Source organism: Mucilaginibacter sp. dw_454 (assembly GCF_018449775.1).
In the GTDB taxonomy this organism is placed as follows: domain Bacteria; phylum Bacteroidota; class Bacteroidia; order Sphingobacteriales; family Sphingobacteriaceae; genus Mucilaginibacter.
This window is the reverse complement of the sequence record NZ_JAAVVB010000002.1, coordinates 313207-326541: the sequence shown is the minus strand read 5'-3', so window position 1 is coordinate 326541 and position 13335 is coordinate 313207. Positions and strand designations below refer to the sequence as shown.

Genomic DNA, 13335 nt, shown 5'->3' with positions numbered 1-13335 from the left:
GCGCAAAGGCCTATCTGTTTGACAGGCCAACGCTCATGCTTCGAGTGCCTCAGCATGACAGCCGCGCCCAGCCCTCTTTACCGCTTGCGGAAGAGAGGGCCGACCAGCGAAGCATAGTCGGGGTGAGTCCCCGTAGACAGGTCAACGAGCCGCCGGAGACTCACCCGGTCATCGCTACGCTCTACCACCCTCTCTTCGACTTCGTCGGAAAGAGGGTCTTACTTGCGATTGCCACGCTACGCTCGCAATGACAATTCCTTATTTTTTTTCGGTCTCTTCACCAGGTTCCTTCTCAAAAAAATCCCCCTGCAAACCGTCGATCTCTCTCCTATCCCGCTTGGTTGGCCGACCGGTACCACGGTCGCGTTTTAATATCGGTGCGTGGAACATGGATTTAAATCCGGGAGTTTGCTCAACCGGGGTAATGTCTTCATAATAACCCGCGGCGGTTTTAGCATCGGTACGGCTTTCCAGTATACCGGTTACACGGATGGTTTTCTTATCCGGTCCTTTAGACACGGTGTATACCTCGCCCAGCTTCACTTCGTGCGATGGTTTGATGTTGGTGCCATCCAGCTTAACCCTGCCCGCCTTGCAGGCATCAGAAGCCAGCGTACGCGTTTTAAACAGGCGGATGGACCACAAGTATTTATCTATTCGGAGTTTTTCTTTTTCTGGCATAATTCTCAGTGCAAATTTAAGAAAAGCTTATAAGTTATTCCCATTGGTTTTTCCTCCACGTCATCGTGAGCGGAGCGTGACGATCTCTATACGACAGCACGGGGAAGCGATCCGGAGATCGTCACGCTCGTACCTCGCTCACGATGACGTGATGGGTTAGGTTTTAGAGATTGGCACACTGCCACATCAACAAATTCAAACAAATCTCCTTAAAATTCCTTTAATTTGTCGAAAGTTTAAATACCGATGCAAGATCTGAAAAAATTAATCGAAGCCGCCTGGGAAGACAGGAACCTGTTACAATACAAAGAATATACTGACGCCATTGAAACCATTATTGAACGATTGGACAAAGGCGAAATACGTGTTGCCGAGCTAATTGGAAGCCGCTGGCACACTAACGAATGGATCAAGAAAGCCGTTATATTATACTTCCCTATTCGTACCATGGAAGAGATTAAAGCCGGCCCTTTTATGTTTCATGATAAAATGAAACTAAAAACCGACTATAAAAAAACAGGCGTACGCGTAGTACCTGGTGCAAGTGCGCGTTTTGGCGCGTACCTGGCTAAAGGTGTTATCATGATGCCTAGCTATGTAAATATTGGCGCTTATGTTGACGAAGGTACCATGGTTGATACCTGGGCCACCGTAGGTTCATGCGCACAAGTGGGTAAACACGTACACTTAAGCGGTGGCGTTGGCCTGGGCGGTGTTTTGGAGCCGATACAGGCTGCCCCTGTTATCATAGAAGACAACTGTTTTCTGGGTTCAAGAGCTATTGTGGTTGAAGGCGTACACGTAGAAAGCGAAGCCGTATTAGGTGCTAACGTGGTATTAACCGCATCAACCAAAATTATTGACGTTACCGGCAGCAGCCCGGTCGAATACAAAGGACGTGTGCCTGCCCGCTCGGTTGTTATTCCGGGTTCATATACTAAAAAATTCCCTGCCGGCGATTACCAGGTGCCTTGCGCCCTGATCATCGGCCAACGTAAAGAATCAACCGACAAGAAAACGTCGCTAAATGATGCCTTGCGCGAAAATAATGTAGCTGTTTAGGTTATAAGTTGTACGTTTTACGTTGTACGTTTCTGACATACAACGTAAAACGTATTACGTTAAACGTACAACGTAAATGAAAATCCTGGTAAGATTGCCTAACTGGCTTGGTGATGTAGTAATGAGTACGGCGTTCATCGGGGCGGTAAAGCAGTTTTATCCTACGGCGCAGATTGATGTCATCATCAAAAAAGAGTTAAGTGCCATTGCGTCCCTCATCCCCGGTTTAACCCACGTCCATTCCTTTTCTAAAGCCGAATACCCGGGCCTTGGCGGTGTTTACCGTTTTGGCAAAACCTTGCGTGCCCAAAAATATGATATCTTTTTTACCCTGCCAGATTCTTTATCATCGGCAATAATGGGTAAAGCTACCGGGGCTATACAACGGGTAGGTTATAGTAAAGAGGGCGGCTTCTTCCTGCTCACCAAAACCTGTAAACGACCGGTTAATGTGCATAGGGTTGATGAGTATCTGGCGATACTGCAGCAGCTGAACCAAATGCCGGTAACGGGCCGAAAGGTTGAACTGACACCGACTGAGGTAAAACACCGTAACCTGGTGCTAATCAATTTTAATTCGGAAGCCGAATCGCGGCGCATGCCGCTGGATAAGGGAAGGGAGATTCTTAACCGCTTAACACACCTTTTTCCTGAACACCAATTCGGATTACTTGGCGGACCCAAAGATCAACTATACGGAGAGGAATTACTAAAAGGCGCGCAGCATCTTGATAAAATTGAGAACTACGCAGGCAAAACCACGCTCGTTACCCTGAGTAACCTGATGGCCAGCGCTAAAGTTGTGTTAAGTGTAGATTCCGGCCCGGCGCACCTGGCTAATGCTTTGGGTATACCGGTAATAGCCCTTTTTGGTGCAGGTAATGAGCACAATACTGCACCCTACAATAAATCAAACCTAACGGTGATTCGCTCCGGACAACTGGAATGCGAACCCTGCGTACGCAACGAGTGCAAATTATACGGCATACCAAAGTGTATGCAATTACTAGACGAACCACGAATTGTTAATGCCTTAAGCCTATATTTAAACCATGCTTAAAGACGAAATAGCCAAAGCGCTGAAAGTTATACAAGAAGGTGGTATCATCCTGTACCCCACCGACACCATTTGGGGCATAGGCTGCGATGCTACCAATACCGAAGCCGTTCAAAAAATTTATAAGCTAAAACAGCGCGCAGAAAGCAAAAGCATGATTATTTTGCTGGATACCGATGCCAAGTTGCCCAGCTACGTACAAGAAGTACCCGAGCTGGCCTATAACCTGATTGAGTACGCCGAAAACCCGCTCACGCTGGTGATGTCGGGCGCCAGGAATATCTCGCCGGCCCTGATAGCTGCCGATGGTAGTGTGGGCATCCGGGTATCAGATCATCCGTTCTGCCAGGGATTGATCCAGCGCCTGCGTAAACCTTTGGTATCAACTTCGGCCAATATCAGCGGTAAGCCATCGCCCCAATATTTCTCGCAGATTGACCAGGAGATCATAGACGGGGTTGATTACGTGGTAGACATTGATCAGCACAGCATGGAAATCAAAACACCATCGACTATAATGCGTTTGGAGCCGAGCGGTAGGTTTGAGTTTATCAGGCGGTAGTACAGTTGTCATTGCGAGCAAAGCGTGGCAATCGCGAACTTTACAGCGTGCGATTGCTTCGTCGTGCCGGCCGCGCAATGACAAAAAGTCTTTATCTCATCCTAATCTCTAATTAACTAATCTCCAATCAGTGCGTTACCTTCGGTCCGCGCTCTCCGTTCATACGCCGCAAGGCCTTAGGCGCAAGGCCGGTATCCACTTCGATCGCTAACGCGGCTACTGATATGCGAACTTTGCAAATTCGGTCCGCAGTATTTAAAAAAGGTTGTGTTAACGATAAAAAAATAAACCGCTAATTACAGTCATTAAAAAATGAAAATAACGTTTTTTTCTGCATCTAAAGGCAAAAGGATAATTAAGCAAGATTGAAACAAAAAAATACTTAAAAGTCATTTTTACTGTTTCATTCTGTTTCACTCAAAAAGTATAAATTACTAACTATCAATTAGATAATCAAAAATATTGTTTCACTTGTTTCATCTGTTACACATGCATGTGAAACAAAACAGCATCCCGGTTTTAAACGCTATTCGGCTAACAACCAACCACTAATCTTCTATCTCTCATCTCTACTACCAATCTCTGACCCAAAATCCTTAATTTTGCGCAATCCTGCGGGATACACGTACATGATCAAACACTTACAACATCCGGTTTTCAAAACGCTGTCGGCCATAGCCGGCGAGCGGAACCTGGCTGTGTACGCCATTGGCGGCTTTGTACGCGACATCTTCCTGGAGCGGCCATCGAAGGATATCGACATCGTCATCATCGGTAACGGCATTGCCTTTGCCGAGGCCGTGGCCGAGAAGCTGAAGGTTAAGCTGGCCGTTTATAAGAACTTTGGCACTGCATCACTCAAATACCAGGACCTGGAGATTGAGTTTGTCGGTGCCCGCAAGGAATCGTATCGCGCCGACTCACGCAAACCCATCGTAGAGAACGGAACCTTAGAAGACGACCAGAAGCGCCGTGACTTTACCATTAACGCGTTGGCTATATCCCTGCATCCCGATACATATGGTAAACTGATCGACCCATTCAATGGCATCGAGGACCTGAATAACAAACTGATCAGAACACCCCTTAACCCTATTGAGACCTTCTCTGATGACCCACTGCGGATGATGCGCGCCATTAGGTTTGCCTCACAACTGGACTTTAAGATCGACGAGGTGGCTGTTGAGGCTATCAGGAACAATATAGACCGTATCAGCATTGTATCGCAGGAACGGGTAACCGACGAACTGAATAAGATCATCTTATCTAAGAAGCCGTCAATAGGCTTTAACTACCTGTTTGATACGGGTCTGCTCCACACCATCTTCCCACAAATGACGGCGCTATATGGTGTAGACTATATCGACGGCCGCGGCCATAAGGATAACTTCTACCATACCCTGCAGGTGCTCGACAACATCTGCGAAACTACGGACGATCTTTGGTTACGTTGGGCGGCAATTCTGCATGACATAGCCAAACCCGCCACCAAACGCTTTGAACCCGGCCACGGCTGGACCTTTCATGGGCACGAGGATAAGGGGGCACGGATGGTGCCTAAGATCTTTGCGCAACTCAAGTTGCCGCTTAATGAAAAGATGAAGCAGGTACAAAAGCTGGTGGCGCTACACTTGAGGCCAATTGTATTGTCGCAGTCTATTGTGACAGACTCGGCCGTAAGGCGTTTGCTTTTTGAGGCAGGCGACGATATAGAAGGGTTAATGTTGTTGTGTAAAGCAGACGTTACCACCAAAAACGAGTACAAGGTCAAGAAGTATCGCAACAATTTCGAGCTAGTTCAGCAAAAGCTGAAGGACGTTGAAGAACGCGACAGCATCCGTAACTGGCAGCCGCCCGTAACCGGCACCGATATCATGGAATTATTCGGGATAAAGGAGGGCCGCGAAGTAGGTATTATCAAAAATAAGATCCGCGAGGCCATACTGGAAGGCGACATCCCGAACGCCCGCGAAGAGGCAGTTGCATTTACAATAAGGGTTGGCGAAGAAATTGGCTTAAAAGTTGTGGCAAACTCAAACATCAATTAAAATATTAATTTTACGCAATAATCTACTATACCACACATTACACTACACTACACAATGGCACTATACAGGTTCAGAGTTACTTTTGAAGATTACGACGATGTGACCCGAGAAATCGACATCAAATCAACGCAAACATTTGAAGATCTTCACCGCGCGATACACCAGTCGACCGGTTATAACCCCGAATATTCTTCATCTTTTTATGTAAGCAATGATCAATGGATCAAAGGTGAAGAAGTAACCTACTTACCAAACCAAAGACGCATTGATCGCGGCGTGGCGCTTATGGAAAAAGTGAAATTGAGCAGCCGCATTGACGACCCTCATCAAAAATTCTACTACACCTTTAATTTCGATCGCCCTTTTGATTTTCATATCGAACTGATGAAGATCATTTTAGATGAAACTCCGGGTGTTACCTACCCTGCCATCATCAAATCTGTAGGTGATGCGCCAAGACAGTTTGTTACCGTAGCCGATGCTGCTACTGCTGCAACAGCGGATGATGGTGGCGATTTTGACTTCCTGAATGAAATGGGCATGAACCATGACGATACCGACGATTTTTCTGAAGTTGACGAAACCGGCGAAGCAGTTACCAGCCATAATGAGGAAGAAGGAGAAGAGGAAGACGAATTTGGAAGTGAATTTGCTGACGACGACAACTTCGAAGAAGACAACAAATCATCGCACGACGATTATTAATATTAAATCATAACTGTCATGCCAAATTTATTTCGGCATCCCACCATAAAGGAGTGCGTTTACTTAGCGCGTGGGATGCTGAAACAAGTTCAGCATGACAGTCCTTTTTTTGGGATATTAACGTTTCAAGTACACAGAGTATAACCGTGAATCATCAATCTCCAAAGACGCTAATCGTCATTGCCGGGCCTACGGCATCGGGTAAAACCGCGGCGGCCATTAACCTGGCTCAGCATTACAAAACAGCCATCCTTTCGGCCGACTCAAGACAGTTCTATCGCGAAATGTCCATCGGTACCGCCAAACCCAGTTGGATTGAACTGGCGGCAGCTAAGCACTATTTTATCGACTCGCACTCCATCACTGAATCGTTTTCTGTCGGCGACTTTGAAAAACAGGCTTTAACATTGCTCGACGAGCTTTTTAAGGTTCATGACGTGGTGATATTAGTTGGCGGTTCGGGTTTATATATTAAGGCATTAACTGAGGGTTTCGACGATATTCCGCAAGCCGATCCACAAATTCGCGAACGGCTTAATAAAGAACTGGCAGCAAAAGGTATCGAACCCCTACAAAAAAGATTAAAAGAAGTTGATCCTGATTATTATGACGAGGTTGATATCAATAACCCACAACGTATAATCCGCGCATTGGAAGTGCATAATGCTACTGGTAAGCCTTTCTCATCATATCGCAAAGCCAGCACCAACAAACGGCCATTTAATGTATTAAAGATTGCTTTAGATATGCCCCGTGAGGTTTTGTATAACCGGATAAACCAGCGGGTTGATAGCATGATTGAGCAGGGTTTGATTGCCGAGGTGCGTTCGCTTATTTTCCAACGCGATTTAAATGCGTTGAATACCGTGGGTTATAGCGAGCTATTTGATTATTTTGATGACAAGATAAGCCTGGAATCAGCCATAGACAAGATCAAACAAAACACTCGCAATTTCGCCAAGCGCCAGTTAACCTGGTTCAGGAAGGACGCAGCGATACATTGGCTCAAGCCAGAGGATATCCGGCCTGAGGTTATTGACAGGTTGTTACTTGATCAGGCGAAGTAGATACTGCCCATAACCACTTTTGATATACTTTTGGGCAATATCATGCAATTGCTGCCTGGTAATAAAGCCCATTCGGTAGGCGATCTCTTCAATACAACCAATTTTGGTATCCTGACGCTTTTCAATTACCCGTACAAATTCACTGGCATCGCTTAACGAGTCGAATGTACCGGTATCCAGCCAGGCGGTGCCACGATCCATTACGCCTACCTGCAGCGTGCCATTAGCCAGATAGTGTTTGTTAACATCGGTAATTTCATACTCGCCTCTTGGTGAAGGTTCAAGATTAGCTGCGATTTCAACTACAGCATTATCGTAAAAATAAAGCCCGGGAACAGCATAACTAGATTTTGGGATTGTCGGTTTTTCTTCAATTGACAGGGCCGTAAAGTTTTCATCAAATTCTACCACACCATATCGTTCCGGGTCTGCAACGGGGTATGCAAATACTGCGGCTCCTTCCACGTTTGTAAAGCTTTGCAATAATTTACTAAAACCGCTTCCGTAGAATATGTTATCGCCTAATACCAACGCCACTTTATCATTGCCAATAAAGTCTTTACCTATTACAAAAGCCTGTGCTAATCCGTTCGGAACCTCCTGTATAGCGTATTTAAAGGTACAGCCTAATTCTTTTCCATCACCCAGCAAACGCTTAAAGCTCTCATTATCCTCGGGTGTTGTGATAATCAATATCTCTTTAATACCAGCCAACATCAATATCGATAATGGGTAGTATATCATCGGTTTATCATATATGGGCATTAGCTGTTTGCTAATTGCCCTGGTTATAGGATAAAGACGGGTACCTGACCCACCGGCTAATATTATTCCTTTCATGTGTAAGTTAGCTATTATTGATTTTGCCTATGCACGTTATAAGACTATCCCTCCAATAAGGAATTTTTATGTCAAATGTTTGTTTTGCCTTGCTTTTGTCCATCACCGAGTAACCAGGGCGTCTGGCCCGGGTTGGGTACTGATCTGTACGAATCGGATTAGCCTTCACTTTAGCGCCTGATATATCAAAAATAGCCCGGGCAAAATCAAACCACGAGGTTACGCCTTCATTACTATAATGATAGATACCATAGGCTTTGCTTTCGCTGTTGATCACTGTAAAAATAAATGTTGCCAGGTCAATTGCATAAGTTGGTGTACCCACCTGGTCGGCAATGATGTTTAGTTCATCGCGCTCGGCGCCCAATTTAAGCATGGTTTTAGCAAAGTTGTTAGCATATTCTGAGTAAAGCCAACCTGTACGAATAATGAAATGATCATTCAAAGTTTCGGCTACCGCCAGCTCGCCATCTAATTTGGTTTTACCATAAATGCTGACAGGTTTTGCTTCATCTGTTTCAATAAGCGGATGGGCAACATCGCCTTTAAAAACAAAATCTGTTGAAATATGAATTAGAGTTGCACCGTGAGTTTTGCAGCTAACTGCCAAGTTATGTGCTCCGATGGCGTTTATTTGGTGAGCCCGTTCGGCATCGTCTTCAGCTTTGTCAACCGCTGTATAGGCCGCACAATTAATAGCATAGGCTGGTTTATACTTGCCAAATAACTTCTCGAGGCCATTTGTATTTAAAATATCTGCTTCTGCTTCTGATAAAAAAATAACATTGCTAAGCTGTTGTAACTCAACAACGTTTTTTATGCACTGCCCTAACTGACCCGATGCGCCAAAAACTACAATGTTATTCATAGAGGTGATGATGTTATTTAACTAGTGGCGAAGTTATTAATTATTTGCCGCCCGGAAAAACCACCTGTCCAACTAATATAAGATTCCATTCAAGCCCCCCTGCAAATTTGTGATTAATTAAGCTAAATTTGCTCAACAATAATCTGGTCAGTTTGAAACAACGTATACTTGGCGCTTATCATCAGTTAAAAAAAACCAATATCCTGGCTAACTTTTTTAACCTTGGCAGCATCCAGGTTTCTAATATATTGTTGTTGCTTTTTACCATCAGACTAATTACTGGTGTGGTTGGTATTGCCGAGTTTGGCATAGTGATGTTTGCCAACCGCGCAGCTCAGTTTACGGGGATAGCCATCAATTTTGGCACTAATCAATCCGCGGTTAGAGATACAGCCGCCAACATTAATGATCATGAGAAATTATCGGGTGTGTTTTATAATACTATTTGGTTAAGAGCCATTATCTTTCTAATAGTTTTATTGACACTATTGTGCTTGCACAGTTTACCCATTCCTTATTATAACACGATATTGATGGCCACACCTATTGTGTTGGCCGAGGTATTTAATCCGCTTTGCTTCTTCATCGGCATTGAAAAATTAAAAATATTTAACGTTTACAACCTGGTGTTTAATGTTATTGCGGTGCTGGCTTTAATTTGCTTTATCAAAGGCCCCGCAGACGCCAATTGGATAAATTTTATTTTAGGATCTGGCAATGTTATTACTTATGTGGTTTTGCTGGTTTATTTGCTCAAACGATACAAATTGCCATTCCGTTTCCCGGGAAAGGACGAAATGATAGTACTGTTTAAAAGCAATTTTTATTTGACGGTCAACAATGCATCAGTTAATCTGCAGCAATCAATTATTGTATTTGCACTGGCTAACTGGGGATCAGCTTATGTTTTAGGCGCATATACCCTGTGCGACCGTATTATTGGCCAATGCCGCAATTTATTGATTACTTTATCAAACGCCATATACCCTAACGCGGTACACGTTTATAATGCAGATAAAGCGCATTGGAACACTTATCGCCGTAAAACAAAATACGTGCTGGCGGGCTCTTTTTTTGCAGGGGCCATTCTCTTGTTCGGCCTGGCAGATTTTATAATTTGTCCCATTCTTTCCAAACAACCCGACCCCACCGCTGTATTGTTTTTACGCATTATGGCCTTCGTTCCGCTCATATCAGCATTTAACGTATTAAACGTGCTCGATCAATTATTGAAAAACAATACGGTTTACATATTCAGAATTGCTACCGTGTTATTGCTACTTGCGTTGATATTAGCTTTTACTGCCGTACGAATAAACAATTACCTGTTAACTGGTGGTTTTACGCTTGTCATAGAGCTGGCAGCCCTGTTAATGTATGAATACTGCATAAAAAAACCCGCTATGCAACATGCCTAAAGCCGTAGCATTGATATTACTTAACTGGAATACACCGGTGTATACAGACAATTGCATTGCTTCATTAAAGCAGTATTGCAATGAGGCTTTGTTTGATATTATTGTGGCGGATAATGGCTCGACCGATAATTCGCTCGAAATATTAAAAGCACAATACCCTGATCTTATTTATATCGACAATAAAGAAAACCTGGGATTTGCCGAGGGAAACAACCGGGCTTTAAGGTATAGCATTGAAGAAGGTTATACTTATTCATTACTGTTAAATACAGATACTTTGGTTGATGAGGATATTGTTTTTAAACTGAGACAACATCTGGATAAGCATGCTAAAGGCGCGGCAGTACAGCCTGCCATATACTGGATGCATGATCATACCAGTATATGGAATGGGAAAGGCAGCTTCAATAAGCTAAGCGGTAATACGCCATCGTCAAAAAAATTACCTGATCCTGGATTAGTTGAAGGTTTTGAGCAGGCTGATTGGGTAACCGGTTGTTGCGTGTTGCTCAGAAATGACGCCTTGCAAAAAGGCGGGTTACTTAACAAACGCTTCTTTTTATATTATGAGGATGTAGATCTGTCTTTCCGACTACGCGAGTGCGGATATGAATTACACTACCTGCCCGATTGTAAAATGTATCATGAAGCCGGTGCATCCGCAACTTCTAAAAATAAAGAAGGCTCTTTAAGCCCTATTATTCACTACTATGTTTGCCGAAATCATATCTGGATATTGCGCAGGTATGGTAATGCGTTGTTTTATCCTGTTAACTTATTATATAATGGCGCTTATTATCTGTCTCTGCTGGCTTATTTTATTTTACGCAGACGCAAACAGAAAGCGGGCTTTTTAATTAAAGCCTTTAAAGACGGATTTTTCACCCCAAAAAACTTAATTTGGGCCAAAGACAATACTAGTATCAGTTAATAATGCTCATCATCTTTCCCCTTATATATCTGGTTTCCTTTATGATGTCTGTAAGAGAGATCTATAAAGGCCGTGTAGAGGGAGTTTTGTTGTTTATGATCTTCGGCCTTTCCATGTACACTACAGCTATGTCTGTATCCTTTTTGTATGGATTGAAGGGGTTTATTCCATTTTTTCAGTTTTTTAAGGAAATATTGGTTTTAAGTGTGTTGGTTTTAAATATTGTCAACCTAAAATATCGCCCCAGATTACATTTAGTTGATTACCTGATATTTGGATTTTTTGCTTACACACTTATTTATGCTCTATTGCCAATTGGACAGCAAGGCTTTGTTGACCGGCTGGTAGCTTTTAAAAGCACCTCATTTTATATTCTTGTTTACTTTGCAGGCAGATTTTTTGATCCTAAAACCATCTACATTAATAAATATTTTAGCTACGTAGCTTTACTAACCATTGCTGCTGGCGCAGTATTGGTTGTAGAGGTATCTATGCATGTACAACTGCAGATATTTACCGGCTATGCCGAGTATTGCTATTACTTTTTTAATATAGAGCCTAGTGGTGTTTACGGTTTGAGCACAACTTTCGACTCGGATAGCGGGTTGCGACGCTTCGCCAGTTTCTTTAATAATCCGCTGGAGCATGCTGCAGCTACCTTACTGGCGCTATCAATTGTCATAGCCCTATATAATCGCGACGACAATAAATTTAAACCAACCCTTATAGGTTGGTTAGCACTTGGAGCCTCGCTCCTATCCATCACATTCGCGCTGTCGCGTGCGCCGCTTATTGCCTACTTTTTGATCATCTACGTATATGCGCTGGCTACTAAAAAGAAATACATCACCAATACGGTACATGTAGCAGTTGGCCTTTTAGTTGTCTACCTGATATATTTGTTTAGCCAGTATGAAAGTAGTAATCATAAGGATGGATTAATAGCGGTATTGATGAATACGGTTGACTTTAGCGATCCGTCGAGTGTTGGGCACCTGGTACAATGGGTGGAAGGTATAGCAGCCATGATAGCACATCCACTGGGTTTGGGTTTGGGTTCGTCGGGCCGGGTTGCGGGTTCATTAGGCGAAAATGTTGGCGGCGAAAATCAATTTATAATTATTGGTGTACAAGCCGGAGTAATTGCTTTACTTTTATATTTAGCTATTTATGTGATATTTATTAGAACCAGTATAAAATGGTTTCCTAAACTAGGAGGGAAAGAAAAGAAAATATGTTTGGCGATTTTGTTGATTAAGGTGGGATTTTTTATCCCGATGCTTACTTCAGAGGTCGAGTCGTCCTCCTATCTTTCCTATATGGACTGGTTCCTTTCAGGGATATTTATCAGTATGATCATGTATCCTGTTAAACCGCAATTACAACCGACAAATGATAATTGAAAAGCTAATAAGGCGATTAAAGAATGACCCGGATTACGGATGGGAAAGCAGCTATACCGGTCGTGATCTTTTTGTGGTAGCCTATGTGAGATTCTTTCAACTGTTAAGAGGTTTATTTTTGAAACCGTTTTTAAAGCAATCTGCGGGATTAGTTTTTATTGGTACCCATGTAAAAGTGCGCCATGGCTATCAGTTAACCGCCGGAAAAAATATGATACTTGGCGATAACGTCGAAATAAATGCACTCTCGACGAACGGGATAAAATTGGGCGACCACGTTTCAATAGCCCGCGACTCCATTTTATTTTGCACCGGCGTGATCGCCCAAAAAGGTATAGGGATAACTATTGGTAATCGTACCGGCATAGGTGCACGTGCTTTCCTGGCCGGGCAGGGTGGTATAACTATTGGCGATGATGTAATTACCGGGCCTGGTGTGCAGATATTTTCAGAAAATCATAACTTTTCAGATCTGACTCAAACTATTAAACAACAAGGGGTTACCAAACAAGCTACAATTATTGGCAATAACTGCTGGATAGGTGGCTGCGTAAGTATTTTGGCCGGTGTTACTATTGGCGATGGATGCGTAATAGCGGCGGGTAGTGTGGTAAATAAATCATTTCCGGCTAATTCGGTGATAGCCGGCGTGCCTGCCAAATTGATCAAAAACCGCGACAGCGCTTAGTTTAT

At 43.5% G+C, this 13335-nt stretch carries 13 protein-coding genes; 10 read left to right on the top strand and 3 right to left on the bottom strand.

From position 1 onward, the window contains the following. Positions 1-258 precede the first annotated feature (258 nt). Positions 259-681: an RNA-binding S4 domain-containing protein gene (locus HB679_RS08635; RefSeq protein WP_214071561.1), complete on the bottom strand. Its 423-nt coding sequence runs from the start codon at positions 679-681 to the stop codon at positions 259-261. A gap of 246 nt (positions 682-927) precedes the next feature. Between HB679_RS08635 and HB679_RS08630 the strand changes: the two genes are divergently transcribed. The 6 genes from HB679_RS08630 to miaA all read left to right on the top strand — a co-directional run bounded on the left by HB679_RS08630 (position 928) and on the right by miaA (position 7182). Then, complete coding sequence (locus HB679_RS08630) at positions 928-1743, top strand: 2,3,4,5-tetrahydropyridine-2,6-dicarboxylate N-succinyltransferase (protein WP_214071560.1); 816 nt, start codon at positions 928-930, stop codon at positions 1741-1743. Between the two features lie 76 nt (positions 1744-1819). Beyond that, on the top strand, positions 1820-2803 hold the full coding sequence (locus HB679_RS08625) for a glycosyltransferase family 9 protein (protein ID WP_214071559.1): 984 nt from the start codon (positions 1820-1822) through the stop codon (positions 2801-2803). Then, positions 2796-3362, top strand: a complete 567-nt coding sequence (locus HB679_RS08620; RefSeq protein WP_214071558.1) for an L-threonylcarbamoyladenylate synthase — start codon at positions 2796-2798, stop codon at positions 3360-3362. Before HB679_RS08625 ends, HB679_RS08620 begins: the two co-directional genes overlap by 8 nt. A gap of 629 nt (positions 3363-3991) precedes the next feature. After that, a complete protein-coding gene (locus tag HB679_RS08615) occupies positions 3992-5410 on the top strand; it encodes an HD domain-containing protein (protein ID WP_214071557.1) in 1419 nt (472 codons plus the stop codon). 54 nt (positions 5411-5464) lie between these two features. Further along, positions 5465-6115, top strand: a complete 651-nt coding sequence (locus HB679_RS08610) for a hypothetical protein (RefSeq protein WP_214071556.1) — start codon at positions 5465-5467, stop codon at positions 6113-6115. A 146-nt stretch (positions 6116-6261) separates the two neighbouring features. After that, complete coding sequence (gene miaA / locus HB679_RS08605; protein ID WP_346345141.1) at positions 6262-7182, top strand: tRNA (adenosine(37)-N6)-dimethylallyltransferase MiaA; 921 nt, start codon at positions 6262-6264, stop codon at positions 7180-7182. Here the strand turns inward: miaA and rfbA are convergent. Both rfbA and rfbD read right to left on the bottom strand, forming a co-directional pair. Beyond that, positions 7162-8022, bottom strand: a complete 861-nt coding sequence (rfbA, locus tag HB679_RS08600) for a glucose-1-phosphate thymidylyltransferase RfbA (protein WP_214071555.1) — start codon at positions 8020-8022, stop codon at positions 7162-7164. The genes miaA and rfbA overlap by 21 nt on opposite strands. A 7-nt stretch (positions 8023-8029) precedes the next feature. Further along, positions 8030-8890 (bottom strand): dTDP-4-dehydrorhamnose reductase, encoded by an 861-nt coding sequence (gene rfbD, locus HB679_RS08595; RefSeq protein WP_214071554.1) that lies wholly within the window; start codon positions 8888-8890, stop codon positions 8030-8032. A gap of 152 nt (positions 8891-9042) precedes the next feature. Here rfbD and HB679_RS08590 point away from each other — a divergent pair, with 152 nt between their 5' ends. The 4 genes from HB679_RS08590 to HB679_RS08575 are packed head-to-tail and all read left to right on the top strand — an operon-like array spanning position 9043 to position 13330. Continuing rightward, positions 9043-10308, top strand: coding sequence for an oligosaccharide flippase family protein (locus HB679_RS08590; protein WP_214071553.1), 1266 nt, complete (start codon positions 9043-9045; stop codon positions 10306-10308). Continuing rightward, a complete protein-coding gene (locus tag HB679_RS08585; RefSeq protein WP_214071552.1) occupies positions 10301-11239 on the top strand; it encodes a glycosyltransferase family 2 protein in 939 nt (312 codons plus the stop codon). Before HB679_RS08590 ends, HB679_RS08585 begins: the two co-directional genes overlap by 8 nt. 41 nt (positions 11240-11280) lie before the next feature. Continuing rightward, complete coding sequence (locus HB679_RS08580; RefSeq protein ID WP_214071551.1) at positions 11281-12642, top strand: hypothetical protein; 1362 nt, start codon at positions 11281-11283, stop codon at positions 12640-12642. Then, on the top strand, positions 12632-13330 hold the full coding sequence (locus HB679_RS08575; protein WP_214071550.1) for an acyltransferase: 699 nt from the start codon (positions 12632-12634) through the stop codon (positions 13328-13330). The genes HB679_RS08580 and HB679_RS08575 overlap by 11 nt, the downstream gene beginning before the upstream one ends. The last annotated feature ends 5 nt before the right edge of the window (positions 13331-13335 follow it).

Excerpts from the sequence above, each read along its gene's own strand:
- HB679_RS08625 (WP_214071559.1), top strand. The coding sequence starts at position 1,820 with ATGAAAATCCTGGTAAGATTGCCTAACTGGCTTGGTGATGTAGTAATG.
- rfbD (WP_214071554.1), bottom strand. The coding sequence starts at position 8,890 with ATGAATAACATTGTAGTTTTTGGCGCATCGGGTCAGTTAGGGCAGTGC.
- HB679_RS08585 (WP_214071552.1), top strand. The coding sequence starts at position 10,301 with ATGCCTAAAGCCGTAGCATTGATATTACTTAACTGGAATACACCGGTG.
- HB679_RS08580 (WP_214071551.1), top strand. The coding sequence starts at position 11,281 with ATGATGTCTGTAAGAGAGATCTATAAAGGCCGTGTAGAGGGAGTTTTG.
- HB679_RS08615 (WP_214071557.1), top strand. The coding sequence starts at position 3,992 with ATGATCAAACACTTACAACATCCGGTTTTCAAAACGCTGTCGGCCATA.
- HB679_RS08635 (WP_214071561.1), bottom strand. The coding sequence starts at position 681 with ATGCCAGAAAAAGAAAAACTCCGAATAGATAAATACTTGTGGTCCATC.
- HB679_RS08610 (WP_214071556.1), top strand. The coding sequence starts at position 5,465 with ATGGCACTATACAGGTTCAGAGTTACTTTTGAAGATTACGACGATGTG.
- rfbA (WP_214071555.1), bottom strand. The coding sequence starts at position 8,022 with ATGAAAGGAATAATATTAGCCGGTGGGTCAGGTACCCGTCTTTATCCT.
- HB679_RS08630 (WP_214071560.1), top strand. The coding sequence starts at position 928 with ATGCAAGATCTGAAAAAATTAATCGAAGCCGCCTGGGAAGACAGGAAC.
- HB679_RS08575 (WP_214071550.1), top strand. The coding sequence starts at position 12,632 with ATGATAATTGAAAAGCTAATAAGGCGATTAAAGAATGACCCGGATTAC.
- HB679_RS08620 (WP_214071558.1), top strand. The coding sequence starts at position 2,796 with ATGCTTAAAGACGAAATAGCCAAAGCGCTGAAAGTTATACAAGAAGGT.